We start from the raw sequence: 25,896 nt of genomic DNA, 5'->3' as shown, positions 1-25,896 counted from the left end.
ACAAATGAACCAGGAAATCACCAACAACCCGTTCAACCCGCTGACGCCCCCGAAGGTCTTTGACGAGATCAAGGTCTCGCTGGCGTCGCCCGAGCGGATCCTGTCTTGGTCCTATGGCGAGATCAAGAAACCCGAAACCATCAACTACCGGACGTTCAAGCCCGAACGTGACGGTCTGTTCTGCGCGCGTATCTTTGGCCCGATCAAAGACTACGAATGTCTGTGTGGCAAATATAAGCGGATGAAGTATCGCGGCGTTGTCTGCGAGAAATGCGGCGTGGAAGTCACCCTGCAGAAAGTCCGCCGCGAGCGTATGGGTCACATCGAACTGGCCGCGCCTGTTGCGCATATCTGGTTCCTGAAATCGCTGCCGTCCCGCATCGGTCTGATGCTGGACATGACGCTGCGTGATCTGGAACGCGTTCTGTACTTTGAAAACTACGTCGTCATCGAGCCGGGTCTGACCGACCTGACCTACGGCCAGATGCTGACCGAAGAAGAGTACATGGACGCGCAGGATGCCTATGGCATGGACGCGTTCACCGCGAATATCGGTGCCGAAGCCATCCGCGAGATGCTGGCCCAGATTGATCTGGAAGCCGAAGCCGAGCAGCTGCGCGCTGATCTGGCCGAAGCGACTGGCGAGTTGAAGCCCAAGAAGATCATCAAGCGTCTGAAAGTTGTTGAATCCTTCCTCGAGTCGGGCAACCGCCCCGAATGGATGGTGATGACCGTGATCCCGGTCATCCCGCCGGAACTGCGTCCGCTGGTTCCGCTGGATGGTGGCCGTTTCGCGACGTCGGATCTGAACGATCTGTATCGCCGCGTCATCAACCGGAACAACCGTCTGAAGCGTCTGATCGAACTGCGCGCGCCTGACATCATCGTCCGCAACGAAAAGCGGATGCTGCAGGAATCCGTGGATGCTCTGTTCGACAACGGCCGTCGTGGTCGCGTGATCACCGGTGCCAACAAGCGTCCGCTGAAATCGCTGTCGGACATGCTGAAAGGCAAGCAGGGCCGCTTCCGTCAGAACCTTCTGGGGAAACGCGTCGACTTCTCGGGCCGTTCGGTCATTGTGACCGGTCCGGAGTTGAAGCTGCACCAGTGTGGTCTGCCCAAGAAGATGGCGCTGGAGCTGTTCAAGCCGTTCATCTACTCGCGCCTTGAAGCCAAGGGTCTGTCTTCGACCGTGAAACAGGCGAAGAAACTGGTCGAGAAAGAGCGTCCCGAAGTGTGGGATATCCTCGACGAGGTGATCCGCGAACACCCGGTCATGCTGAACCGTGCGCCGACGCTGCACCGTTTGGGCATTCAGGCGTTCGAGCCGGTTCTGATCGAAGGTAAAGCCATCCAGCTGCACCCGCTGGTCTGTTCGGCCTTTAACGCCGACTTCGACGGGGACCAGATGGCCGTTCACGTCCCGCTGAGCCTTGAGGCGCAGCTGGAAGCGCGTGTTCTGATGATGTCGACGAACAACGTTCTGTCGCCTGCCAACGGCGCGCCGATCATCGTTCCGTCGCAGGATATGATCCTGGGTCTGTACTATGTGACCCTGGAACGCGAAGGCATGCCGGGCGAAGGCAAGGTGTTTGGCTCGATCGAAGAAGTTCAGCACGCGCTGGACGCCGGTGAGGTGCATCTGCACACCAAGATCACCGCGCGGATCACGCAGATCGACGACGAAGGCAACGAAGTTCAGAAGCGCTATGAAACCACTCCGGGCCGTCTGCGTCTGGGTGCGTTGCTGCCGATGAACAACAAAGCGCCGTTCGAACTGGTCAACCGCCTGCTACGGAAGAAAGAAGTGCAGCAGGTGATCGACACTGTCTACCGCTATTGCGGTCAGAAAGAGTCGGTCATCTTCTGTGACCAGATCATGTCGATGGGCTTCAAAGAAGCGTTCAAGGCGGGCATCTCGTTCGGTAAGGACGACATGGTGATCCCCGACGACAAGTGGGGCATCGTCGATGACACCCGCGGTCAGGTGAAGGACTTTGAACAGCAGTACATGGACGGCCTGATCACTCAGGGCGAAAAGTACAACAAAGTTGTCGATGCCTGGTCGAAGTGTAACGACCGCGTCACCGAGGCGATGATGAGCACGATCTCGTCGTCGGATCGGGCAGAGGACGGGTCCGAGCAGGAACCAAACTCGGTCTACATGATGGCCCACTCGGGTGCGCGTGGCTCGGTCACTCAGATGAAACAGCTGGGCGGTATGCGCGGCCTGATGGCCAAGCCGAACGGTGACATCATCGAGACGCCGATCATCTCGAACTTTAAAGAAGGTCTGACCGTTCTCGAGTACTTCAACTCGACCCACGGTGCCCGTAAGGGTCTGTCGGATACCGCTCTGAAGACGGCGAACTCGGGTTACCTGACCCGTCGTCTGGTGGACGTGGCGCAGGACTGCATCGTTCGTGAGATCGACTGTGGCACCGAGCGTGCGATCACGGCCGAAGCCGCAGTGAACGACGGCGAGGTTGTCGCCTCGCTGGCCGAACGTGTGCTGGGCCGTGTCTCTGCCGATGACGTTCTGCGTCCGGGTACGGACGAGGTTCTGGTCGCCGCAGGTCAGTTGATCGACGAACGCATGGCTGACACGATTGATGAGGCCGGCGTTGCGTCGATGCGCATCCGCTCGCCTCTGACCTGTGAGTCCGAGGAAGGCGTTTGTGCCACCTGCTACGGTCGTGACCTTGCACGCGGCACCATGGTAAACACAGGTGAAGCTGTCGGCATCATCGCCGCTCAGTCGATCGGTGAACCCGGTACACAGCTGACCATGCGGACCTTCCACATCGGTGGTGTTGCGCAAGGTGGTCAGCAGTCGTTCCAGGAAGCCAGCCAGGAAGGTGTCGTTTCCTTCGAGAACCCGCAGATTCTGGTCAATGCGGCAGGCGAAAGCCTGGTCATGGGCCGCAACATGAAGCTGGTGATCAAGGACGAGCACGGCGAAGAGCGGGCCAGCTTCAAGCTGGGCTATGGCTCCAAGCTGTTCGTCAAGGACGGCACCAAAGTGGCCCGTGGCGACAAGCTGTTCGAGTGGGATCCCTACACCCTGCCGATCATCGCCGAGAAAGCCGGTACTGCGAAATATGTTGACCTTGTTTCGGGCCTCGCCGTCCGTGATGAGACCGACGAAGCAACCGGCATGACCCAGAAGATCGTGATCGACTGGCGCGCGGCCCCAAAAGGCAGCGACCTCAAGCCCGAGATCATTCTGGTCGGCGAAGATGGCGAACCGGTCCGCAACGATGCGGGCAACCCGGTTCACTACCCGATGTCGGTGGATGCGATCCTGTCGGTCGAAGACGGTCAGCAGGTCGAAGCCGGTGACGTCGTTGCGCGTATCCCGCGCGAAGGTGCCAAGACCAAGGACATCACCGGTGGTCTGCCGCGTGTGGCCGAACTGTTCGAAGCGCGTCGTCCGAAAGATCACGCGATCATCGCAGAAGCCGATGGTTACGTGCGCTTCGGTCGCGACTACAAGAACAAGCGCCGCATCAGCATCGAACCGGCGGACGAGTCCATGGAGACCATTGAGTACATGGTGCCCAAGGGCAAGCACATCCCGGTCGCCGAAGGGGACTTCATCCAGAAGGGTGAATACCTGATGGACGGTAACCCGGCTCCGCATGACATCCTGTCCATCATGGGTGTCGAAGCGCTGGCGGATTACATGATCGACGAGGTGCAGGACGTGTATCGTCTGCAGGGCGTGAAGATCAACGACAAGCACATCGAGGTCATCGTGCGCCAGATGCTGCAGAAGTGGGAGATCCTGGATTCAGGCGACACCACCCTGCTGAAAGGCGAACATGTCGACAAGCAGGAGTTCGACGCGGCCAACGAGAAGACCATCGCCCGCGGTGGTCGTCCGGCACAGGGCGAGCCGATCCTTCTGGGGATCACCAAAGCCTCGCTGCAAACGCGTTCGTTCATCTCGGCGGCGTCGTTCCAGGAAACCACGCGCGTGCTGACCGAAGCTTCGGTTCAGGGCAAGAAAGACAAGCTGGTTGGCCTGAAAGAGAACGTCATCGTTGGTCGTCTGATCCCCGCCGGTACCGGTGGGGCCACGCAGGCCGTCCGCCACATCGCGCAGTCGCGTGACAACGTGGTCATTGAAGCCCGCCGGGAAGAGGCCGAAGCAGCTGCTGCTCTGGCCGCGCCTAGCTTTGACGACGACATGGTAGGGGATGAGTTGGACGTTCTGGTGGAAACACCGGAAAGCCGCGAGTAACCCTCGTTTCTGAGAGACAGAAAAGGCCCTGCGGTTTCGCGGGGCCTTTTTGTTTGCGCCCCCCGAAGTGCGCTTTCGCAAAGAAAATTATCAATGTGACCCGGTTTGTGGCATGGTTGCGCAAAGCAGAGGAGGGGGCCGCCATGACAACCCGGCAAACGCAAGGGCGCAAGCGCCTGTATGACAGCATTCTGGACACTGTCGGAGACACGCCCTGCGTGCGCATCAACAGAATCGCGCCCTCAAACGTGACGGTTTACGTGAAGTTCGAAGCGTTCAACCCGGCCAGTTCAGTGAAGGACCGCCTGGCGTTGAACATCATCGAAGCGGCCGAGCGGGACGGTCGGTTGAAACCGGGTCAGACGGTGGTCGAGGCGACCTCGGGCAATACCGGGATCGGATTGGCGATGGTCTGCGCGGCCAAGGGCTATCCTCTGGTTGTGACCATGGCCGACAGTTTTTCGGTGGAGCGGCGCAAGCTGATGCGGTTTCTGGGGGCCAAAGTTGTCCTGACCCCACGCGCCCAAAAAGGGTTCGGCATGTATACCAAAGCCAAGGAACTGGCCGAGCAGAATGGCTGGTTCCTCGCAAGTCAGTTTGAAACCGCGGCCAATGCCGACATTCATGAAAACACCACCGCGCAGGAGATTCTGGCGGATTTCGACGGGCAGAAGCTTGACTATTGGGTGACGGGTTATGGCACTGGCGGAACCGTCTCGGGCGTTGCGCGGGTTCTGAGGAAAGAACGCCCTGAGACGATGATTATCCTGACGGAACCTGCGAATGCGGCGATTGTCTCGTCAGGCTATGTGAATACCCGCAACGACACGCATCAGCCGACCGAAAGCCATCCGAACTTCGAGCCGCATCCGATTCAGGGTTGGACGCCTGATTTCATTCCTTGGGTCTTGCAGGAGGCCATAGACAACGGCTTTTATGATGAGTTGATCCCCGTGCCCGGCGCAGACGGGATTGCCTGGTCGCGCCGTCTGGCTGCGGAAGAGGGGATTTTCACCGGCATATCGGGTGGATCCACATTTGCGGTGGCGATGAAACTGGCTGAGACCGCGCCGGACGGATCGGTGATGCTGGTGATGCTTCCAGATACCGGTGAACGGTATCTCTCGACCCCGTTGTTCGAAGGGGTGGAGGAAGAGATGACGGATGAGGAGATCGCGATCTCTAAATCGACGCCATCGGCTCAGATGACGGACTGAAGCGACTGGAAAACAACCGGTTACAGTTGCTCTTCGTGAAAAAATTTTAGGATTGAGACGCGCGAATTGACTTTGCGTTAGATTGAAGCGTGAATACCGCCATTGTTTGAAGGCCGAGTATTGTTTGAATGAGTCCAAATGTTAAAGGCGCACTGCTGATGATGGCCAGCATGGCCGCATTTACAGTGAATGACACGCTGGTCAAAATCGCGCTGCGAGAATTGCCCTTGTTTCAGTTGGTTGCGATCCGGGGGGCTTTGGCGACTCTGCTTGTTTACGGGTTGGCGCGCCATCTTGGGGCGTTACACCTGAATTTTTCGCGGCATGACAAATTGTTGGTCTCAATTCGCTGTGTTGCCGAACTGTCCGCGACGTTTTTCTTTCTGACTGCGCTCAAGAACATGCCGTTAGCGAATGTGACTGCGGTTCTTCAGGTGTTGCCGCTGACCGTGACGCTGGGGGCGGTCCTGTTCTTCTCGGAACATATCGGCTGGCGGCGCATTATGGCGATTGTCGTCGGGTTCATGGGCATGTTGCTGATCGTACGGCCCGGGCCGGACGGGTTCAGCGTCTATGCGATCTATGCGTTGCTGGCTGTGGTCTCGGTGACGATCCGAGACCTGATCACCCGGCGCATGTCGCCGCAAGTTCCATCACTGGTGGTGACCCTGGCCACCTCTCTGTCGATCTCTGTTGCCGCAGGGCTGGTGTCGACGTTTGAGGGCTGGGTCAACCTGTCCGGCGGCAATGCTGTTCTGGTGGCCTCGGCGGCTGTATTTGTCCTGATCGGATATCTATGCAGCGTGATGGTGATGCGAGAAGGCGAGGTTGGGTTTATCGCCCCTTTCCGATACTCCAGCCTGATTTGGGCCTTGGGGCTGGGCTGGGTTGTGTTTGGCGAATGGCCCGATGCGGTGACCTTGTTCGGCGCCGGGCTGGTTGTCGCGGCTGGCTTGTTTACCCTGTTCCGCGAAAGGACCACTCAGGGCGCGCCGTGAACCTGCCGGACGATGCTCTGATCAATGGCAAAACGGGCGATGAACTCTCCCTCAAGCTCGGGGGTGAGGGCCGAGAGTTCGCGGTCATAGTTGCGCGCCCCGCGTGAGTCGTTGAACCCGTTGAGCGAACGCACCCACATTGGTGCATCGGTATAGCTGACGATGGGCATGAAGCGGCCCATGCGATGATGGGTAAAGCTGATGATCGTCTGTTTGCAACCACCTGCGATATGCATTCCAAGACCCACGCCCAAAAGCGGTTTATGCGTCGGTTTCGCCGTGATCCCATCGGCGTTGAGACGGGCAAAGAAGCCCTGATTGAAATCAATGCCGACAATGGTGTTGCGTTCCATCAGGCCCTTGCTGTCGCGGGCGGATTCGCGCAGACGTTCAACGAAATCCACGGATACCGCGTCGTCATCGTCGTGGCGGAATTGGATGCAAGGCTGAGCCGGGTCTTTGCGGGCTGCGTTCAGAATATCCTTCATGATATGGCGATGCGATTTGTCGGCCCGAGGCGACTCCTCGACGATCCGGACCTGTTTCACATCTGCTGTCAGGTCGTGTAGCCGGTCATAGGCGTCTTTCGGCAGGCAGTCTCCGATCACCACCAGCAGCTCGAAATCCTCGTCGGTGTGTTCGCGAAAACAGGGCAGGGTCGAGGACTCAAACAGTCGGAACCTCTCTTCCAGACGGGCAGGGCTGTAGAGGTGACGACGCCGATCATCCAGGGTTTCATGTTCGGTCTGAAAGCTGCCAAGGGCTGGAAAGGAAAAGCGGCAAAGGCCGATAACCTGCATCTGTCATCCATCGCAAAACGGTTCTGCGCGCACTATGACGGGCTATGCCTGCACCCGCAACGCCAGAAGAGGCTGGCTGGCACCCGCAATCGTTGATATTACAGCGCAATCCGGCCAGTTTTGCGCACTGGGGTAAGTGCTGTTGACACTTGGGCCGACTCCCCCTATTACGCGCGTCATCTCGGTACCGGGGGCCGCCCCAAAACCGATTTCAGTAATGAACTGGTCAAGACCCGGACAATTTTGCAGTTCGCGTCCTCTGATAACCAACCGCGACGTTCACCTCGGAATGGGAACGCTCGCGGGTTTTGCGCTTGTGGACGCATAAGTGCAGCAAATTTAACCGCACGCAATGCGCGTGCATGTCATGTGTGTTGCAAAACGGGGAAGAAACCGGAATGCCAACTATTCAACAGCTGATCCGCAAACCGCGGCAGCCCAAAGTAAAACGCTCGAAGTCCATGCACCTGGAGCAGTGCCCGCAGAAACGCGGCGTCTGCACACGTGTATATACAACCACACCGAAGAAGCCGAACTCGGCTATGCGTAAGGTTGCCAAGGTGCGCCTGACCAACGGGTTCGAGGTCATCTCGTACATCCCCGGTGAAAGCCACAACCTGCAGGAGCACTCGGTTGTTCTGATCCGTGGCGGCCGTGTAAAAGACCTTCCCGGTGTGCGTTACCACATCCTGCGCGGTGTTCTGGATACTCAGGGCGTCAAAGATCGTAAGCAACGTCGTTCGAAATACGGCGCGAAGCGTCCCAAGTAAGAAGGAGAGGCTGATATGTCACGTCGTCACGCCGCCGAAAAACGCGAAGTCCTGCCTGACGCCAAATTTGGCGACAAGGTTCTGACAAAATTCATGAACAACCTGATGATCGACGGCAAAAAGTCGGTCGCAGAGCGCATCGTTTACAACGCGTTTGACCGCGTTGAGAACAAAATCAAGCGCGCACCTGTTGAAGTGTTCCACGAAGCGCTCGACAACATCAAACCGTCGGTCGAGGTTCGCTCGCGCCGGGTTGGTGGTGCAACCTATCAGGTTCCGGTCGAAGTGCGCCCCGAGCGCCGCGAAGCACTGGCCATCCGTTGGCTGATCACTGCTGCGCGTGGCCGCAACGAAAACACCATGGAAGAACGCCTCGCCGGCGAACTGCTGGACGCTGTACAGTCCCGCGGTACCGCCGTGAAGAAGCGCGAAGACACCCACAAGATGGCCGAGGCGAACAAAGCCTTCAGCCACTACCGTTGGTAATTCAGAGGCTTATCAAAAATGGCACGCGAATATCCGCTCGAACTATACCGTAACTTCGGTATCATGGCGCACATTGACGCAGGTAAGACCACCTGCTCGGAGCGTATCCTGTATTACACTGGTAAATCCCACAACATCGGTGAGGTGCACGATGGTGCAGCCACCATGGACTGGATGGAGCAGGAGCAGGAACGCGGCATCACCATCACTTCGGCTGCGACCACCACTTTCTGGGAGCGCACCGAGGACGGTCAGACCGCCGATACCCCCAAGCACCGCCTGAACATCATCGACACCCCCGGCCACGTTGACTTCACTATCGAGGTTGAGCGTTCGTTGGCGGTTCTCGACGGTGCCGTCTGCGTTCTGGACGCAAACGCAGGTGTTGAGCCCCAGACCGAAACCGTGTGGCGTCAGGCTGACCGCTACAAAGTTCCGCGTATGGTTTTCGTCAACAAGATGGACAAGATCGGCGCAGACTTCTTCAACTGTGTTCGCATGATCGAAGACCGCACCGGCGCACGCGCTGTTCCGGTTGGTATTCCGATCGGCGCCGAGTCCGAGCTGGAAGGTCTGATCGACCTGGTCACCATGGAAGAGTGGCTGTGGCAGGGCGAAGATCTGGGCGCAAGCTGGATCAAAGCTCCGATCCGCGACAGCCTGAAAGACATGGCTGACGAATGGCGCGGTAAGATGATCGAAGCGGCCGTCGAAATGGACGACGACGCGATGATGGAATACCTGGAAGGCAATGAGCCCGACGTTCCGACCCTGCGCGCCCTGCTGCGCAAAGGTACTCTGGACATCGCGTTCGTTCCGGTTCTGGGTGGTTCGGCGTTCAAGAACAAAGGCGTTCAGCCGCTGCTCAACGCTGTGATCGACTATCTGCCCAGCCCGCTGGACGTTGTTGATTACATGGGCTTCAAACCCGGCGACGAAGAAGAAGTTCGTGACATCGCACGTCGTGCAGACGACGAAATGGCCTTCTCGGGCCTGGCGTTCAAAATCATGAACGACCCCTTTGTTGGCTCGTTGACCTTCACTCGGATCTACTCGGGCACCATGAACAAGGGTGACTCGATCTTGAACTCGACCAAAGGTAAGAAAGAGCGCATCGGTCGTATGATGATGATGCACTCGAACAACCGGGAAGAGATCGAAGAAGCGTTTGCAGGCGACATCATCGCGCTGGCGGGTCTGAAAGACACCACCACCGGTGACACCCTGTGTGACGCGAAGGATCCGGTGGTTCTTGAAACCATGACCTTCCCCGATCCGGTGATCGAAATCGCGGTTGAGCCCAAAACCAAGGGCGACCAAGAGAAGATGTCCCAGGGTCTGGCCCGTCTGGCCGCCGAAGACCCGTCCTTCCGTGTGGAAACCGACCTGGAATCGGGTCAGACCATCATGAAGGGCATGGGTGAACTTCACCTGGACATCCTGGTTGACCGTCTGAAGCGTGAGTTCAAGGTTGAAGCGAACATCGGTGCTCCTCAGGTGGCCTATCGCGAAACCATCTCAATGCCGGTCGAGCACACCTACACCCACAAGAAACAGTCGGGTGGTTCGGGTCAGTTCGGTGAGGTTAAACTCGAGATCACTCCGACCGAGCCGGGCGAAGGTTATTCGTTCGAAAGCCGCATCGTTGGTGGTGCCGTTCCGAAGGAATACATCCCGGGTGTCGAAAAAGGCATCCAGTCGGTTATGGACAGCGGTCCTCTGGCTGGCTTCCCCGTGATCGACTTCAAGGTTGCCCTGCTGGACGGTAAGTTCCACGACGTTGACTCGAGCGTTCTGGCGTTCGAAATCGCGGCCCGTATGTGTATGCGTGAAGGCATGCGCAAAGCTGGCGCGAAACTGCTGGAACCGATCATGAAGGTCGAAGTGATCACCCCGGAAGAATACACCGGCGGTATCATCGGCGACCTGACCTCGCGTCGTGGCCAGGTGTCTGGTCAGGAACCGCGCGGCAACGCGATCGCGATCGACGCGTTCGTTCCGCTGGCGAACATGTTCGGCTACATCAACACTCTGCGTTCGATGTCGTCGGGCCGTGCCCAGTTCACCATGCAGTTCGACCACTACGATCCGGTTCCGCAGAACATCTCGGACGAGATCCAGGCGAAATACGCATAACCAAAGATTTGAGGGAGCGTGGGTATCACGCTCCCTTCATTACCGAAAAAGGAGGCCATCATGGCAAAGGAAAAGTTTGAGCGTACAAAACCGCACGTCAACATCGGCACGATTGGGCACGTTGACCATGGTAAGACGACGCTGACGGCAGCGATCACCAAATATTTTGGTGACTTCAAAGCGTATGACCAAATTGACGGTGCGCCGGAAGAGAAAGCGCGCGGCATCACCATCTCGACCGCCCACGTGGAATACGAGACCGAGAACCGCCACTACGCGCACGTTGACTGCCCCGGCCACGCCGACTACGTCAAGAACATGATCACCGGTGCTGCTCAGATGGACGGCGCGATCCTGGTTGTGAACGCCGCTGACGGCCCGATGCCGCAGACCCGCGAGCACATCCTGCTGGGCCGCCAGGTTGGCATCCCGAAGATGGTCGTGTTCCTGAACAAAGTTGACCAGGTTGACGACGAAGAGCTGCTGGAACTGGTTGAGATGGAAGTTCGCGAACTGCTGTCCAGCTACGAATACCCCGGCGACGATATTCCGATCATCGCAGGTTCGGCTCTGGCCGCGATGGAAGGCAATAAGCCTGAGATCGGTGAAGAGAAAATCAAGGAACTGATGGCGGCTGTTGATGAGTACATCGACACCCCTGAGCGTGCTGTTGACCAGCCGTTCCTGATGCCGATCGAAGACGTGTTCTCGATCTCGGGTCGTGGTACCGTTGTGACCGGCCGTGTTGAGCGTGGCGTGATCAACGTTGGTGACGAGATTGAAATCGTCGGCATCCGCGACACTTCGAAAACCACCTGCACCGGCGTTGAAATGTTCCGCAAGCTGCTGGACCGCGGTGAAGCGGGCGACAACATCGGCGCGCTGCTGCGTGGTGTTGACCGTGACGGCGTTGAGCGTGGCCAGGTTCTGTGTAAGCCGGGTTCGGTTACACCGCACACCAAGTTCGAAGCCGAAGCCTACATCCTGACCAAGGAAGAAGGCGGTCGTCACACTCCGTTCTTCGCGAACTACCGTCCTCAGTTCTACTTCCGGACCACTGACGTGACCGGCACCGTGACCCTGGCGGAAGGCACCGAGATGGTCATGCCCGGCGACAACGTGTCGTTCGGCGTTGAGCTGATCGCACCGATCGCGATGGAGCAGGGCCTGCGCTTCGCGATCCGCGAAGGCGGCCGCACCGTCGGTGCCGGCGTCGTGTCGAAAATCACTGAGTAAGTCGCGCAAGCGAATGATCAGACGGAAAGGGCGTCCCGAGGGACGCCCTTTTTCGTTTGAGCCATGATCCGGATGTCTCTCAGGGCGTCTGAGATGTTGCTTTTTGGTCGCGGCTGATTGCGCTCGCGCACGAAAATATTGTTGAAATCAAAACCTTTTCTTACGGTCCTTTAAAACATATCGCGCCTGATGAACGGCTGAGCGTGAAGAGGGAAGGGGACGGCAATGAAGATTTTCTGGGCACTTGTCTTCCTGTGTGTTCCGCAGTTTCTGCTCGCGCAATCCTTGTCTCCCACGCCCCAACAAACAGAGCCATCAAAGCGAGAGTTGATCGGCTTCGGCTGGATGTTCACGGATGATCTGATTGGTGATGATCATGACCGTTGGCAGACATCGTCTCTGAACTTGTCGTGGATTCTGGCGCGGGGCTGGAGCGGGGAACTGCCAGAAACCTTTGGGGACGTGATCGAGATTCGGGCGTACACGCAGATGATATCTCCCGAGGACCTGGTTACGCCAAACCCGCAGGACAGACAGTATGCCGGGATCCTGTCGCTTGGTGCGTATACGCATTTTCAAAGACGTAGTGCGCAGTTCACTGTTGGCGCTGAATTGGTGGCCGTAGGGCCGCAAACGGGCGTGGACAGCCTGCAGACCGAATTTCACAAGCTGATCGGAAGCACGCCACCGTCGCGGGCGGTCCTGGATGAGCAGATTTCCAATGATTTTTATCCCACCGTTGTCGCGGAATTCGGGCGAGAGTGGGATTGGGGCCGAAACACGCGCCTCCGCCCGTTTGCCTCTGTGCGGGCCGGAGACGAGACTCTCGCTCGCGTTGGAGTGGATGTGACCTTTGGACAAGTGGGACGGTCAGAGCTACTGATCCGCGACAAGATCACCGGGCAGCGCTATCGCTCCATGCGGACAGGGCCAAAGGGTGTCAGCGGTGTGTTCGGGTTTGATGCAGCCTATGTGGCCGACAGTGCATATATCCCGAATTCCGGGATAGTCAGCCTCAAGCACGAACGGTATCGTGCGCGCCTTGGTCTGAACTGGGAGGCCAAATACGGAACTCTGTTCTACGGCGCGACCTATCTAAGTGAAGAATTCAACCAACAACCTGAAGGGCAGGTTGTTGGATCATTGAGTTTCAAGATCTCGTTCTGACCTTTTGCGGCTGAGATACAGCGGCGGCCAGTAACATTATTTCAATGCAGATTCCGCAGCCGCCCGAACCGAAGCGATATTCGCACCATAGACCTCAGGCTTGTCGACAGACCCGCCCTTGAACACGGCCGATCCCGCGACCAGCACATCCGCGCCTGCTGCTGCGACCAGCGGGGCTGTGTTTGGGTCAACACCGCCGTCAATCTCGATATGCACCGGGCGGTCTCCGATCATCTCGCGGAGCTTGCGGACTTTGGTGGTCATGTCGATGAACTTTTGGCCTCCGAAGCCCGGGTTCACGGTCATGACGCAGACCAGATCGGTGAGGTCTAGCAGATGCTCGACCGCCTCGGCAGGAGTGCCAGGGTTCAAGGCAACACCGGCTTTCATGCCTGCGGCGCGGATGGCTTGCAGGGTGCGATGTGTGTGTGGGCCGGCCTCGACATGCGCGGTCAGGATATCGGCGCCTGCATCGGCATAGGCTTGGATGTAAGGATCGACCGGCGAGATCATCAGATGCACATCCATCACCGTTTTCACATGGGGACGGAACGCTTTGACCGCCGGCGGGCCGAAGGTCAGGTTTGGCACGAAATGGCCATCCATGACATCGACATGGACCCAATCGGCACCCTGCGCCTCGATGGCCTGAATTTCGGCTCCAAAATTGGCGAAATCGGCGGACAGGATCGACGGAGCGATCTTGATGGAACGGTCAAAGCTCATAGCGGGCCTCATGCAGGAAACTGGGGTTGCGGGCGCGTATAACGGGGAATGAGCCTAAAGGGTAGGCCCTATGGTACGGGCTGCGGTGTTTACAAAACTTTCACTGAACCGACACATATCCGTTGATTGCAATCCGTAGCTACCCGTCAACACGAATTGGGGGTGGCACGTGCTGCACATCAAAAAACTGACCAAACGCTTCGGTGAGAATGTGGCGGTGGATACCGCAACGCTGGACGTGGACAAGCCCTGCATGATCGGGATCATCGGTCGATCGGGTGCGGGTAAATCGACGCTGTTGCGCATGATCAACCGGCTTACGGATGCCAGCGTTGGCGAGATCCTGTTCCAAGGCCGTGACGTGACCCTGTTGAAGGGTCGCGACAAGCGCGCCTGGCAGGCCGATTGTGCGATGATCTTCCAGCAGTTCAACCTCGTGCCCCGTCTGGACGTGGTGTCGAACGTGTTGCACGGGACGCTGAACCGCCACTCGACCCTGGCTACGATGTTCAATCTGTTCCCGATGGAAGAGGTTCACCGCGCTATCGACATCCTCGATCGTCTGGGCATCGCGGAACATGCGCCCAAGAGGGCTGAGGCGCTTTCGGGTGGTCAGCAGCAGCGCGTGGCCATTGCCCGCGCCCTGATGCAGGACCCCAAGATCATTCTTGCCGATGAACCGATTGCCTCGCTGGACCCGATGAACGCGCAGGTGGTGATGCAGACCCTGCGCCGCATCCACGAAGAGGACGGCCGCACCGTCATTGCCAACCTGCACACGCTGGATACTGCGCGCCGCTATTGCGACCGCGTGGTGGGCATGCGCGACGGACGTATCGTCTTTGACGGCCTGCCCGAGCAACTGACCACCGGTGTCGCCCGCGAGATTTACGGTGCCGATGCCAGCTTCTCGGAAGAGGCGACTTCGACCGAGATCGAAACGCTGGACACCACACAAAAGGCCCTGATGGAAGCCGAAGCGACCGTCTGAGCCACCCCAAACCCTTTCATCGCCCGGCCCGATGAGAGGTCGGGAACATCAAACTGGAGAGAGACAGATGAAAAAACTAGTTGCTGCCCTTGTTGCGACCACTGCCATGGCCGCGCCTGCAATGGCTCAGGAGATTTCCGAGCTGCGTATCGGCATTCTGGGCGGTGAGAACGCTCAGGACCGTCTGAACAACAACGAGTGCCTGCGCGTCTACACCGAAGAGGCTCTGGGTGTTCCGGCCAAGCTGTTTGCCCCTGCCGACTATAACGGTGTGATCCAGGGTCTGCTGGGCGGCACCATTGACGTAGCCTGGCTGGGCGCGTCGGGTTACGCGAAAACCTACCTTTCCGACCCCGAAGCGGTTGAGCCGGTTTTGGTCAAGGTCAACACCGATGGCGGCTACGGCTATCACTCGATCGGGTTTGCCCGCAAAGACAGCGGCATCACCTCGCTGGAAGACATGAAGGGCAAGACCTTTGGCTTCGGCGATCCCAATTCGACCTCGGGCTACCTGATCCCGTCGATTGAAATCCCTGCCGCAACGGGCGCGACCATGGATTCGGGCGACTATTTCGGTGAAGTGAAGTTCACCGGCGGTCACGAGCAGACCATCGTTGCCGTGAACAACGGCGACGTTGATGGCGGTGTGACCTGGGCCGACGGTCTGGGCGAATGGGAAGACGGCTACCAGTCGGGTGCTCTGCGCCGCGCGGTGGACGCCGGTCTGATCGACATGAACGATCTGGTGCAAATCTGGAAATCCGAGCCGATCCCGGAAGGCCCGGTTGTTGTCCGCAAGGCCCTGCCTGCCGATGTCAAAGCCAAAGTGACCGAGCTGTGGGACACGCTGTCGGAGAAAGACCGGGATTGCTTCTACGGTGTGGCTGCGGGCGAAGCCAAAAGCTTTGATCCGATCACCCATGACGCCTACGAAATCATCATCGAAGCGCGCAAGCTGAAGTCCAACTAAGCCTGTCTCTTCTATTCGCGGGGTCCGGTTAAATGCCGGACCCCGTTTTCCACTCAGGAGCATTCCATGACAGACCTTTCGGCAGGGTCCTATAGCGTCGATCAGATCCGCGACGACTATACCGCGATGACGCGGCGCAAACGGGTCTATGGTGGTATCCTCCTGATCCTGTTCGTTGCCTTGATGGCAGCGGGTTTCCGAACGGCAGATGACCGCAATGCAGGCAGTTTCACAGACGGCTGGCACCGGATTCTGGACTACCCGTCCGAGGTTCTGTCCGAGGCGTGGGAAAAGATCGCCGAGATGCCGGCCAATCTGGTCGAGTTCTTCCCGGCCCTGATCGAGACGATCAACATTGCCGCCGCCTCGACCCTGATCGGGACGATTGCGGGCACGTTTCTGGCCCTGATGGCGACGCGGGGTATGGCGCTCTGGCCCTCTTTGATCCCGCTGTTCCGACGGATCTCGGATATCTGCCGCGCGATCCCGGAAATCGTGATTGCTCTGGTTCTGATCTTCATTCTGGGCGGCGGGCCAGTGCCCGCGATGATCGCCATTGCCATCCACACGGCAGGTGCTTTGGGCAAGCTGTTCTCTGAGGTGAACGAAAATGCCTCGCTCAAACCCGTCGAGGGGTTGCAGTCGGTCGGGGCCAACTGGTCCCAGCGCATGTATCTGGGCGTGATCCCTCAGGTCGGCCCGAACTATGTCAGCTACGCTCTGCTGCGGTTCGAGATCAATATCCGCGCCTCGGCCATCTTAGGTTTCGTCGGTGCCGGAGGTCTGGGCTATGAGCTGCGCAACGCCATGTCCTGGGGGCAGGGGCGCTACGATGAGGCCGCGGCCATCTTCATCCTTCTCTTCGTTACTATTGTGGTCGTTGATCAGATCTCTGGCTATCTGCGCGACCGTCTGACCCACGGGTCGGAAAAAGGAGCCTCGGCATGAGTACCTTTGCCACCGATTTGTCGATTGATGACCTGAAGGCCGAAGCAGATCGTCTTTTCAGCCGCAAACGCATTGTGAATTTCGGGCTGCCGGGGCTGGTTGCCGTCTACCTGATCTACGTCTTCTTCGCCTTCGACGTGCCGGGCCTGACCGAGCGGGCGAACTGGGAAAACGGCAAGACGCTGGTGGCGGATAGCTACAGCTACAAGACCCATATCGAACGCGATAACCGCACGGGTGAGGTCTCCGCCGCGATCGAGGGTGAGCGGAAGGGGAGCTATCCCGACGGCACCGCGCCCGATTGGGTCGCGCTGGGTGCGACCACGGTGATTGATCTGGAAGACGGTCATGTGGTGCGTTTCGGGCCCGAGACGGTTGAATACGACATCCCCGGCTATGGCACCGTGCGCGCAACCCCCAGCCGGTCAGCCGGTGTTCAGGCCGAACTTCCTGCCGGAGAGGTTCCGGACTGGATCAATGTCTCCAAGAACCGTCTGGCCATCAAAACCGATGCAGGCCGACTGACCGTCACCCGCAACCGGTCCGAGGTGTTCCGTTACTTCACCGGGTGGGAGCTGTTCTGGTTCACGCTCGACAGCCCCTACTACGGCAAGTCCTTCCCCGAGCTTGTGAGCCTTGCGGCATCTGGTGAGGCAGGTGCGATCCTGAATGACTTCTGGACCAACAAGATGTGGCGGCACCAGGACGTGGCTTGGGCGATTTTCGAGACGATCCTGATGGCGTTCCTCGGCACGCTGGGCGCGGGTATGATTGCTCTGCCCTTGGCCTTCCTCGCGACGCGGAACTTCAACCCGCTGCGCTCGGTCCGCTTTGCAACGCGGCGCGTGTTTGACTTTGTACGAGGCGTGGATGCGTTGATCTGGACCGTGGTGCTGGCGCGTGCTTTTGGCCCGGGACCGCTGACTGGGGCCCTGGCCATTCTGGTGACCGATACCGGAACCTTCGGCAAGATTTTCTCGGAGGCGCTGGAGAATGTCGACAGCAAGCAGATCGAAGGTGTCCAGTCGACCGGGGCCAATGCGCCGCAACGCTACCGCTTTGGGGTGATCCCGCAGATCACTCCGGTTCTGCTCAGCCAGCTTCTTTATTTCCTCGAATCCAACACCCGCAGCGCGACAGTGATTGGCGCGATCACCGGTGGCGGGATTGGTCTGTTGCTGACGCAGGCGATCATCACGCAGAAAGACTGGGAAGAAGTCGCCTATTACATCGTTCTCATCATTCTGATGGTGATGCTGATGGATTGGTTCTCGGGCTGGTTGCGCAAGCGTCTGATTCAGGGCGACGCCGGTAAAAAGCGCAAGCCGCGCGGTGCGGCCAAGCTGCAGTCCTGAGCGTATGGGGAATACGATGACGCGCCTGCGCTCTGATCAGCCTTTCATTCATCCCGACTGCCAGATATCGGGCAGCAGCTTTGGCGCCTATGTCGAGATCGGCGCCGGGACGCGGGTCGCCAATGCGCGGTTCGGCGACTACTCCTATTGCGACCGAACCTGTGACATTGCCAATGCCGAGATCGGCAAATTCGCCAATATCGCCAGCTTCACCCGGATCGGCGCGACGGATCACCCGATGGAGAAAGCCTCCTTGCATCATTTCCTGTATCGCTCAGCGGATTATTGGGAGGGTGCGGAAGACGATGCAGAATGGTTTGCGCATCGCGCTGGGCGACAGGCGTCAATTGGCCATGACACGTGGATCGGTCACGCGGCGATCATCAAGCCCGAGGTGACGATTGGGCACGGGGCGGTTGTGGCGTCCGGTGCGATCGTCACCAAGGATGTCGCCCCCTACACGATCGTTGCCGGGGTGACCGCGCAACCGATCCGCCGCCGCTTTTCCGAACAGGTGTCGGAGAGACTGCTGGCCCTGGCGTGGTGGGATTGGAGCCACGACAGATTGCGCGACGTGCTGCCGGATTTCCGCGCATTGCACATTGACGCGTTTCTGGAGAAATACGAGTAACCCTCCCGCGCCCGCATGTGCATCGGCTACGCTGATACCCATTGGCGGCCTAGGGCACAGCGCCGCGCTTTGCGCGGCGCGACCCCCAACGGGATGAGGCCTCCGGCAGGAGGCTGAAGACGGGCGGGAGCACCCTGGGTCAGGCCTCATTCAACGTCAGGGTCACGCGCTCACCAGCGAAGACGGTTTTTCCATATTCGACCGGTTGCCCATCTGGGGCCGCATTGATCCCAAGTGAGTGCAGGATCGGCGCACCTTCGTTGAGGTTCAGGTGCAGCGCCTGCGTCGCTGTTGCTGCGCGGGCCGTCAACCGTGTGGACTTCCGTATGAAATCCTCGATCCCGCATAGCTGAAGCGCATTTGTGACGGATTGGGTTTCGGTAAGGTGGGTGAGAATGTCGGGCAGTCTGAGCGCCGGAAAGACGCTTTGAAACAGCGCGATGGGTTGACCATCCGCCAAAGACAAGCCGTCATAAACATGAACTGGATCACCGGGCTGCAAAGCCAGTGCTTCGGCTTCGGCCTCATCCGCAGCGCGGGTGGTCAGAGACAGGATGCGCTTGCCCGGTATCTTGCCGCTGGCGGAAATGCTCTTGTGATATCGAACTCGTTTGCCAATCGGGTAATCCGTTGGTCGTGCGGTGACAAAGACACCCGCCCCGCGCCGAGGCTGAACCAAACCTTGCTCTGCCAGCTCGGCTAACGCGCGCCTGACTGTATGGCGATTGACTCCGTGGGTTGCCGCCAGCTGCGCCTCGGTCGGCAGCCGGTCACCGGTGCCAAAGCGCCCCTCGGCGATATCCGAGGTCAGGCTGAGTGCGATGCTTTTCCAGATCGGTGTTTTGCTCATGTCATCAAAACTTCACGGTCTCATGGATTGCCTGGAAGGCGGATGCAGGTTAATATTTGTCTAGTTGTATAGTTCTAGTAGACAACCACGACAAGGGCTTTCGATGACAGAACAGATGAAAAGCAACGGGATCACGCGTCAGGAGTGGATGAGCCTGCTGGCACGCGCGCCCGAGCATGCGATGATGCCGCTTTGGGGCAGGGTGGCGGATCGTCCATCGTTCAAATGGCTGCGCAGCCCTGAGATTGGCGGTGTGATGGTGCGCGGTCGTGCCGGCGCCATCGGCGCTCCGTTCAACCTGGGTGAAATGACGGTCACGCGCTGCTCACTGGCTTTGGAGGATGGCACCGTGGGCCATGGCTATATCCAGGGCCGCTCCAAGCCCAAGGCCGAGGCTGCCGCACTGATTGATGCTCTGATGCAGACCGAGGCCGCGGATCGTCTGACCGAACTGGTGATCACGCCGCTCAAGACCCAGATGCAGGATACCCGCAACGCGCGTGCGGCAAAAGCGGCGGCCACCAAGGTCGAGTTCTTCACGTTGGTCCGGGGAGAAGATTGATGAACGCACAATCGCATTTTTCAGGTGGATTTCAGGACGCCCCGCGCGATGCTGCGCACGCGTTTCGGGCAGCGATGACCGTGATGGCGCGCCCGAGTGAGATCAGAACGCTGGTCGGGGCGGAACCTCCGGCACCGCTATCGGTCGCGGCAGGCACCCTGTTGCTGACTCTGTGCGATGCGGACACAAGGGTTTATCTGGCTGGCGCGGCAGATACGCCGGAAATGCGTAAATGGCTCGGGTTTCATACCGGCGCGCCAATCGTCGAGGCGTCGAAAGCGGATTTCGCCGTGGGCCGCTGGTCTGATCTGATGCCTCTGAGCGACTACAGGATCGGCACGTCCGAATACCCCGATCGCTCAACCACTTTGATTGTTGAGAGGGATGTGCTCGCACCGAAGGGTGCGGTTCTGAGCGGGCCTGGGATCAAGACCACGGCACGTCTGTCACTGCCGGATATCGCGTCGCTGCAGGGCAACGCGATGCTCTATCCGTTGGGTTGCGACTTCTTCTTCACTTGCGGGGATCAGGTCGCGGCCTTGCCGCGTAGCACGCAGATCAAGGCTGAGGGATAATCGATGTATGTAGCCGTCAAAGGTGGTGAAAAAGCCATCGAAAACGCCCATGCCTGGCTAGCTGAGGAGCGTCGGGGCGATACCAACATCGCCGATCTGAGCATCGCGCAAATCCGTCAACAGCTAAGTCTTGCCGTCAATCGCGTCATTGCCGAGGGGTCCCTGTACGACCCGGACCTCGCGGCGCTGGCGATCAAGCAGGCGCGCGGGGATCTGATCGAGGCGATCTTTCTGATCCGTGCCTATCGCACCACGCTGCCCCGGTTTGGCTATTCCAATCCGGTCAAGACGGGGGAAATGGCCTGTGACCGTCGCGTCTCAGCCACGTTCAAGGACGCGCCGGGCGGGCAGGTGCTTGGGCCGACATTCGACTACACCCACCGCCTGCTGGATTTCAAACTGGCCGCCGATGGCGAAATTGCCCCCGCGCCCGAAGGCGACGCCCGGCAGGAACCGACGCCGCATATCACCAGCTTCCTACAGGGTGAGGGTGTTATTCAGGACGAGCCGCTCAGCGAGGACGCACCGGGCGACCTGACACGGGAGCCGATGGAGTTTCCCTCGAACCGTCCTCTGCGCTTGCAGGCCCTGACCCGCGGGGATGAGGGGTTCGTTCTCGGCATGGCCTACTCAACCCAGCGCGGCTACGCCCGCAATCACGCGTTTGTCGGCGAATTGCGGATCGGAAAAGTAGCGGTCGAGATGGACATCCCCGAGCTGGGTTTCGCCATTGAGATCGGCGAGGTCGAGCTGACCGAATGTGAAACTGTCAACCAGTTCCAGGGCTCCAAGACGGAACCGCCTCAGTTCACTCGTGGCTATGGTCTGGTCTTTGGGCAGTCCGAGCGCAAAGCGATCTCGATGGCTCTGGTCGACCGGGCATTGCGGTGGAAAGAGCTGGGCGAAGACTATCTGGGGGCTGCCGCGCAGGATGAGGAATTCGTCCTCAGCCATGCGGACAATATTCAGGCCACCGGGTTTCTCGAACACATCAAGCTGCCGCATTACGTGGATTTCCAATCCGAACTGGAACTCGTGCGCAAGCTGCGCCTTGAGGCGGAAGAACGCATAGCACCCAAGGAGGCTGCAGAATGAAAGCGGTGGTTTTTGATATCGGTGGCGTGCTTGTCGATTGGCAACCCCATCTGGCCTGGGTCGAGGCGCTGGGGTCGGAAGACGCCGCACACGCCTTCATCGAAAGGACAGATTTCCTGGCACGCAACGCAAGGGGCGACAACGGAGAGCGCTTCGCCGATATGGCGCAGGAGCTTTCGGACCCGCGCGATCAGGAGCTGTTCGCAGCCTATGTCGACCTCTACGCCCGCACGGTCGAGACACCGATCCACGGCACATGGGACGTTCTGGACCGCTTGAAGACGCAAGGCACGCCGGTCCACGCCATCACCAACTGGTCGGCGGAAACCTGGCCCGAGGGGCTGAAGGTGCAACCACGGTTGGGTGAGGTCTTTGGCACGCTGGTCGTGTCGGGGCAGGAGGGTGTGATGAAGCCTGATGCTCGGATTTTCGAGATCCTGTGCGAACGTTCCGGCCACGCGCCCGAAGACTGCGTATTCATCGACGACGGCCTGCACAATGTCAAAGGTGCACAGGCAGTGGGCATGGACGCCATTCACTTCACGTCGCCGCAGGCTTTGGATGCCGCTTTGACTGAAAGAGGTTTGCTATGAACGAGTACAACTTCGCCTATCTGGATGAACAGACCAAGCGGATGATCCGCCGGGCCATCCTCAAAGGGTTGGCGGTTCCGGGATATCAGGTACCCTTTGCCAGCCGCGAGATGCCGATGCCCTATGGCTGGGGCACTGGCGGTGTTCAGGTCTCGGCAGCAACGCTGACGCCTGACGATACGTTCAAGGTGATTGATCAGGGGGCGGATGACACGACCAACGCGGTGTCGATCCGCAAGTTCTTTGAGAACACTGCCGGTGTTGCGACTACGGAAGAGACCGAGAAGGCGACCGTCATCCAGACCCGCCACCGCATCCCCGAGGCAAAGCTGACCGAGGATCAGATCCTTGTCTATCAGGTCCCGATCCCTGAGCCTCTGCGTTTTCTCGAACCGCGCGAGACCGAGACGCGAAAGATGCACAGCCTTGAGGAATACGGGCTGATGCATGTGAAGCTTTATGAAGATATCAGCCAACACGGCGCGATTTCGACCTCATATGCGTACCCGGTCAAAGTGTCGGACCGCTATGTGATGGACCCGTCGCCGATTCCGAAATTCGACAACCCGAAGCTGGAGATGGACGCGATCCAACTGTTCGGCGCGGGGCGCGAACAGCGGATCTACGCGGTGCCGCCCCATACCAAAGTCGTCAGCCTCGATTTTGAGGACTACCCGTTTGAGGCCTCCAAAGCGGATCACCCCTGCGACCTGTGCGGGGCCGAGGACAGCTATCTGGACGAAGTCATCATGGATGACGCGGGCAATCGGATGTTCGTCTGCTCGGACACGGATTATTGCCGGTCGCGCCGTGAGGCGGGCCACCAAGGCCCTATGACCAGAGAGGACGCGGCATGACTCCGCTGTTGCAAGTTAAGGACATCGAAAAAAGCTACGGTGCCCGGATCGGATGTACGGATGTCAGTTTTGATCTCTATCCGGGTGAGGTGATGGGGATCGTTGGCGAAAGCGGGTCGGGCAAATCGACGTTGCTGAATTGTCTGGCAGGTCACCTAGAACCCGATGCGGGGCAGGTGATCTTTGACACCCGTGCAGACGGTCCGGTGGATACGGTCACCATGTCCGAGCCCGAGCGGCGGATGCTCAGCCGCACGGACTGGGCCTTTGTTCATCAACACGCCCGTGATGGGCTGCGCATGTCGGTCAGTGCTGGCGGCAATATCGGCGAGCGCCTTATGGCCGTCGGCGATCGTCATTACGGTGACATTCGCGACAAGGCAATCGACTGGTTGGGCCGGGTTGAGATCAGCGAGGCTCGGGTCGATGATCGCCCCACTGCGTTCTCGGGGGGGATGCAGCAGCGCCTGCAGATCGCGCGCAATCTGGTGACGGGGCCTCGGCTGGTGTTCATGGATGAACCGACCGGAGGGCTGGATGTTTCGGTTCAGGCGCGGCTTCTGGACCTGTTGCGCGGATTGGTGCGTGAGATGGGGCTGAGTGCGATCATCGTCACCCATGATCTGGCCGTTGTGCGCCTGTTGGCGGACCGGTTGATGGTGATGAAAGACGGGCATGTCGTTGAAACCGGTCTGACCGATCAGGTGCTGGACGATCCGCAGCACGCCTATACGCAGCTGCTTGTGTCCAGCGTTCTGCAGGTTTGAATATTTGGGAAAAGATGAAGCGATGATTGAGCTTACAGACGTCAGCAAGAGCTTTACCCTGCACAATCAGGGCAGCGCGGTCATTCCGGTGATGGAGGGTGCCTCGCTGAAGGTGGCCCCCGGTGAATGCGTTGCCCTGACCGGGGCCTCGGGTGCGGGCAAATCCACCTTGATGCGAGTAATCTATGGAAACTACCTCGCGGCCTCTGGCGCGGTGCTGGTCGGCGGATTGGACGTGGCCAAAGCCCAACCGCGCGAGATTCTGGCGCTGCGGCGTGATACGCTGGGCTATGTCAGTCAGTTCCTGCGGGTTGTCCCTCGGGTCCCCACGCTTGAGGTCGTGGCCGAGCCGCTTTTGGCGCTGGGCTGTGACCGGCAAGCTGCTTTGGACAAGGCGGCGGGGTTGCTGGCGCGGTTGAACATTCCCGAACGGCTCTGGTCGCTCAGCCCGACCACGTTTTCGGGGGGTGAGCAGCAGCGTGTGAACATTGCACGCGGTTTTGCGCATGACTACCCGGCGATGCTGCTGGACGAGCCGACGGCCAGTCTGGACGCACAGAACCGGGAAACGGTTTTGTCGCTGATCGAAGAGGCCAAGGCTTGCGGCGCCGCAATTGTTGGCATTTTCCACGATATTGACGCGCGCCAACGTGTTTGTGACCGCGAGGTGGATGTTTCCGTGTTCACGCCGGGGCGGGCCGCATGAGCCTTGCTCCGGTCATAGCGGTTGTTGGCCCGTCAGGCGTGGGCAAGGACAGTGTCATGTCTGCACTAGAGGCCCGCGCTTCGGGAATCCAGCGCTTGCGCCGCGTGATCACGCGACCCGAGGGGGAAGAGGGCGAGGATTTCGACCGGGTCTCGGTCGAAGTGTTTGAGCAGATGGTGCTGGACGGTGCCTTCTCGATGCACTGGCAGGCGCATGGGCTGCATTACGGTGTGCCAGTGCAGATCGCGGAACAGCGCACGCAATGTCAGGCTGTTCTGGTCAATTTCTCCCGTGCGGTTCTGTTGCAAGCGCAGGAGGTGTTCGGAGACCTCATCGTGATTTCGCTGACCGCCGATGCGAAGATTCTGGAACAACGCATTGCAGCGCGGGGGCGCGAAACCACAGAAGAACAGGCCAAGCGCCTTGGACGCGCCAAAGCGCCGCTGCCCGAAGGGTTGTGCCGGGTGATCGAGATCGACAACTCGGGCGCACTAGACGATACCGTCAACGCGATCCTTGAGCGACTTCAGCCGGAAAGAGCGTAGCGATGGATCAGGTGAAAACGTCCATCCTCGGCCTCACCCATCAGAGCCAGATCGTCGATCCGGAAGGGCGCGGGCAGTTTTGGGGCCAGATGCGTAACCAAAGCCGCTTCAACCTCTGCCAGTTCGGGTTTGGCCAGTTTTCCGCTCAGCGTGATGTGGAAGCGGAAGGCCTCCAACACGTAAGGGTAGCCCCATTGCACCAGATTGACGTCCTGTTCCGGGGTCAGGTTTGCCGCCCGACGGAGGGCCAGTTCGGCCTCGGACGCAGGCGCGCGGAACGCATCAAGCTCTTGCACACAGGCCGCGGCGAGGGCGTTCAGGGCATGGGTCTCTCTGATCGGACGCAAGGCCAGAAACCGGCCCAGTCGCGCGATTTCAAGCCCGTCCAGCGAGACCGGCGAATGGCGCGCGGCCAGCGTGGCACAGGCGTCGTAAAGCGCCCCAACTGTCTGCCCATCCCGCAGCCGGAACGGAGGTTTCATCGTCGCGTGCAACCCGTATTTGCGGGGCACTTCGGTGACGGATGCAACGTCGATGCCATCCACGGCGGGATGCGCCACCGATGCTCCGGTCTCCATGTCCCAGCCCAGCCAGCTGGTTGCAAATTGCGTCCACTCTGCATCGGCAGGGGGGGCATAGTAGATCGCGTATCGCGTGAATGTCACATTG

General features: G+C 59.3%; 25 protein-coding genes. 21 read left to right on the top strand and 4 right to left on the bottom strand.

From position 1 onward, the window contains the following. Window positions 1–4: 4 nt before the first annotated feature. From rpoC to ACR0B5_RS09980, 3 genes are all read left to right on the top strand, one after another. Entirely contained in the window at window positions 5–4,246 is a 4,242-nt protein-coding gene (gene rpoC, locus ACR0B5_RS09990) for a DNA-directed RNA polymerase subunit beta' (RefSeq protein ID WP_480540198.1), read from the top strand. Window positions 4,247–4,389: 143 nt separating this feature from the next. Further along, window positions 4,390–5,463 (top strand): cysteine synthase A, encoded by a 1,074-nt coding sequence (gene cysK, locus ACR0B5_RS09985; protein WP_480540197.1) that lies wholly within the window; start codon window positions 4,390–4,392, stop codon window positions 5,461–5,463. Window positions 5,464–5,591: 128 nt separating this feature from the next. Beyond that, window positions 5,592–6,461 carry a DMT family transporter gene (locus tag ACR0B5_RS09980; protein ID WP_480540196.1) on the top strand — a complete coding sequence of 290 codons (870 nt, stop codon included), beginning with the start codon at window positions 5,592–5,594 and terminating at the stop codon, window positions 6,459–6,461. Here the strand turns inward: ACR0B5_RS09980 and ACR0B5_RS09975 are convergent. Beyond that, window positions 6,446–7,261 (bottom strand): putative rhamnosyl transferase, encoded by an 816-nt coding sequence (locus tag ACR0B5_RS09975; protein ID WP_480540195.1) that lies wholly within the window; start codon window positions 7,259–7,261, stop codon window positions 6,446–6,448. The two genes, ACR0B5_RS09980 and ACR0B5_RS09975, sit on opposite strands and share 16 nt — an antisense overlap. A gap of 398 nt (window positions 7,262–7,659) precedes the next feature. On the opposite strand from ACR0B5_RS09975, the gene rpsL reads away from it, so the two are divergent. From rpsL to ACR0B5_RS09950, 5 genes are all read left to right on the top strand, one after another. Beyond that, entirely contained in the window at window positions 7,660–8,031 is a 372-nt protein-coding gene (rpsL, locus tag ACR0B5_RS09970; protein ID WP_005621086.1) for a 30S ribosomal protein S12, read from the top strand. Window positions 8,032–8,046: 15 nt separating this feature from the next. Continuing rightward, entirely contained in the window at window positions 8,047–8,517 is a 471-nt protein-coding gene (gene rpsG, locus ACR0B5_RS09965) for a 30S ribosomal protein S7 (RefSeq protein WP_039529242.1), read from the top strand. 18 nt (window positions 8,518–8,535) lie between these two features. Beyond that, entirely contained in the window at window positions 8,536–10,653 is a 2,118-nt protein-coding gene (fusA, locus tag ACR0B5_RS09960) for an elongation factor G (protein WP_170375372.1), read from the top strand. Between the two features lie 60 nt (window positions 10,654–10,713). Continuing rightward, window positions 10,714–11,889 carry an elongation factor Tu gene (gene tuf / locus ACR0B5_RS09955; protein ID WP_170381019.1) on the top strand — a complete coding sequence of 392 codons (1,176 nt, stop codon included), beginning with the start codon at window positions 10,714–10,716 and terminating at the stop codon, window positions 11,887–11,889. A gap of 225 nt (window positions 11,890–12,114) precedes the next feature. Continuing rightward, entirely contained in the window at window positions 12,115–13,056 is a 942-nt protein-coding gene (locus ACR0B5_RS09950) for a lipid A-modifier LpxR family protein (RefSeq protein ID WP_480540194.1), read from the top strand. Between the two features lie 36 nt (window positions 13,057–13,092). Here ACR0B5_RS09950 and rpe read toward each other — a convergent pair whose 3' ends face one another. Further along, window positions 13,093–13,782, bottom strand: a complete 690-nt coding sequence (gene rpe, locus ACR0B5_RS09945; protein WP_480540193.1) for a ribulose-phosphate 3-epimerase — start codon at window positions 13,780–13,782, stop codon at window positions 13,093–13,095. 169 nt (window positions 13,783–13,951) lie between these two features. Here rpe and phnC point away from each other — a divergent pair, with 169 nt between their 5' ends. The 5 genes from phnC (at window position 13,952) to ACR0B5_RS09920 (ending at window position 18,677) form a co-directional block, all read left to right on the top strand. Next, a complete protein-coding gene (phnC, locus tag ACR0B5_RS09940) occupies window positions 13,952–14,773 on the top strand; it encodes a phosphonate ABC transporter ATP-binding protein (RefSeq protein WP_480540192.1) in 822 nt (273 codons plus the stop codon). Window positions 14,774–14,840: 67 nt separating this feature from the next. Then, entirely contained in the window at window positions 14,841–15,743 is a 903-nt protein-coding gene (gene phnD, locus ACR0B5_RS09935; RefSeq protein ID WP_170527473.1) for a phosphonate ABC transporter substrate-binding protein, read from the top strand. Between the two features lie 66 nt (window positions 15,744–15,809). Further along, a complete protein-coding gene (gene phnE, locus ACR0B5_RS09930; RefSeq protein ID WP_480540191.1) occupies window positions 15,810–16,691 on the top strand; it encodes a phosphonate ABC transporter, permease protein PhnE in 882 nt (293 codons plus the stop codon). Beyond that, window positions 16,688–18,046: a phosphonate ABC transporter, permease protein PhnE gene (gene phnE, locus ACR0B5_RS09925; protein ID WP_480540190.1), complete on the top strand. Its 1,359-nt coding sequence runs from the start codon at window positions 16,688–16,690 to the stop codon at window positions 18,044–18,046. Before phnE (ACR0B5_RS09930) ends, phnE (ACR0B5_RS09925) begins: the two co-directional genes overlap by 4 nt. 16 nt (window positions 18,047–18,062) lie before the next feature. Beyond that, window positions 18,063–18,677: an LbetaH domain-containing protein gene (locus ACR0B5_RS09920; RefSeq protein WP_170472252.1), complete on the top strand. Its 615-nt coding sequence runs from the start codon at window positions 18,063–18,065 to the stop codon at window positions 18,675–18,677. A gap of 139 nt (window positions 18,678–18,816) precedes the next feature. On the opposite strand, the gene phnF is transcribed toward ACR0B5_RS09920, so the two are convergent. Next, window positions 18,817–19,527: a phosphonate metabolism transcriptional regulator PhnF gene (phnF, locus tag ACR0B5_RS09915; RefSeq protein WP_480540189.1), complete on the bottom strand. Its 711-nt coding sequence runs from the start codon at window positions 19,525–19,527 to the stop codon at window positions 18,817–18,819. Between the two features lie 103 nt (window positions 19,528–19,630). Here phnF and phnG point away from each other — a divergent pair, with 103 nt between their 5' ends. The 8 genes from phnG to ACR0B5_RS09875 are packed head-to-tail and all read left to right on the top strand — an operon-like array spanning window position 19,631 to window position 25,227. Beyond that, window positions 19,631–20,089 (top strand): phosphonate C-P lyase system protein PhnG, encoded by a 459-nt coding sequence (gene phnG / locus ACR0B5_RS09910; RefSeq protein ID WP_480540188.1) that lies wholly within the window; start codon window positions 19,631–19,633, stop codon window positions 20,087–20,089. Beyond that, window positions 20,089–20,664: a phosphonate C-P lyase system protein PhnH gene (phnH, locus tag ACR0B5_RS09905; RefSeq protein WP_480540187.1), complete on the top strand. Its 576-nt coding sequence runs from the start codon at window positions 20,089–20,091 to the stop codon at window positions 20,662–20,664. The genes phnG and phnH overlap by 1 nt, the downstream gene beginning before the upstream one ends. Window positions 20,665–20,667: 3 nt before the next feature. Further along, a complete protein-coding gene (locus tag ACR0B5_RS09900) occupies window positions 20,668–21,759 on the top strand; it encodes a carbon-phosphorus lyase complex subunit (RefSeq protein ID WP_480540186.1) in 1,092 nt (363 codons plus the stop codon). Next, window positions 21,756–22,352 carry an HAD family hydrolase gene (locus ACR0B5_RS09895; RefSeq protein WP_170640656.1) on the top strand — a complete coding sequence of 199 codons (597 nt, stop codon included), beginning with the start codon at window positions 21,756–21,758 and terminating at the stop codon, window positions 22,350–22,352. The genes ACR0B5_RS09900 and ACR0B5_RS09895 overlap by 4 nt, the downstream gene beginning before the upstream one ends. Then, on the top strand, window positions 22,349–23,209 hold the full coding sequence (locus tag ACR0B5_RS09890) for an alpha-D-ribose 1-methylphosphonate 5-phosphate C-P-lyase PhnJ (protein ID WP_170690974.1): 861 nt from the start codon (window positions 22,349–22,351) through the stop codon (window positions 23,207–23,209). Before ACR0B5_RS09895 ends, ACR0B5_RS09890 begins: the two co-directional genes overlap by 4 nt. Then, window positions 23,206–23,976 (top strand): phosphonate C-P lyase system protein PhnK, encoded by a 771-nt coding sequence (gene phnK / locus ACR0B5_RS09885; RefSeq protein ID WP_170377532.1) that lies wholly within the window; start codon window positions 23,206–23,208, stop codon window positions 23,974–23,976. The genes ACR0B5_RS09890 and phnK overlap by 4 nt, the downstream gene beginning before the upstream one ends. A gap of 22 nt (window positions 23,977–23,998) precedes the next feature. Next, window positions 23,999–24,682, top strand: a complete 684-nt coding sequence (phnL, locus tag ACR0B5_RS09880) for a phosphonate C-P lyase system protein PhnL (RefSeq protein WP_480525467.1) — start codon at window positions 23,999–24,001, stop codon at window positions 24,680–24,682. Further along, a complete protein-coding gene (locus tag ACR0B5_RS09875) occupies window positions 24,679–25,227 on the top strand; it encodes a phosphonate metabolism protein/1,5-bisphosphokinase (PRPP-forming) PhnN (protein ID WP_480540185.1) in 549 nt (182 codons plus the stop codon). Before phnL ends, ACR0B5_RS09875 begins: the two co-directional genes overlap by 4 nt. Here the strand turns inward: ACR0B5_RS09875 and ACR0B5_RS09870 are convergent. Next, complete coding sequence (locus ACR0B5_RS09870; protein ID WP_480540184.1) at window positions 25,209–25,892, bottom strand: DUF1045 domain-containing protein; 684 nt, start codon at window positions 25,890–25,892, stop codon at window positions 25,209–25,211. The two genes, ACR0B5_RS09875 and ACR0B5_RS09870, sit on opposite strands and share 19 nt — an antisense overlap. Window positions 25,893–25,896 lie beyond the last annotated feature (4 nt).

The organism is Ruegeria sp. AG1 (assembly GCF_056541705.1).
Note: the sequence above shows the minus strand (reverse complement) of the source record. Positions and strands in the feature narration are given on the sequence as shown.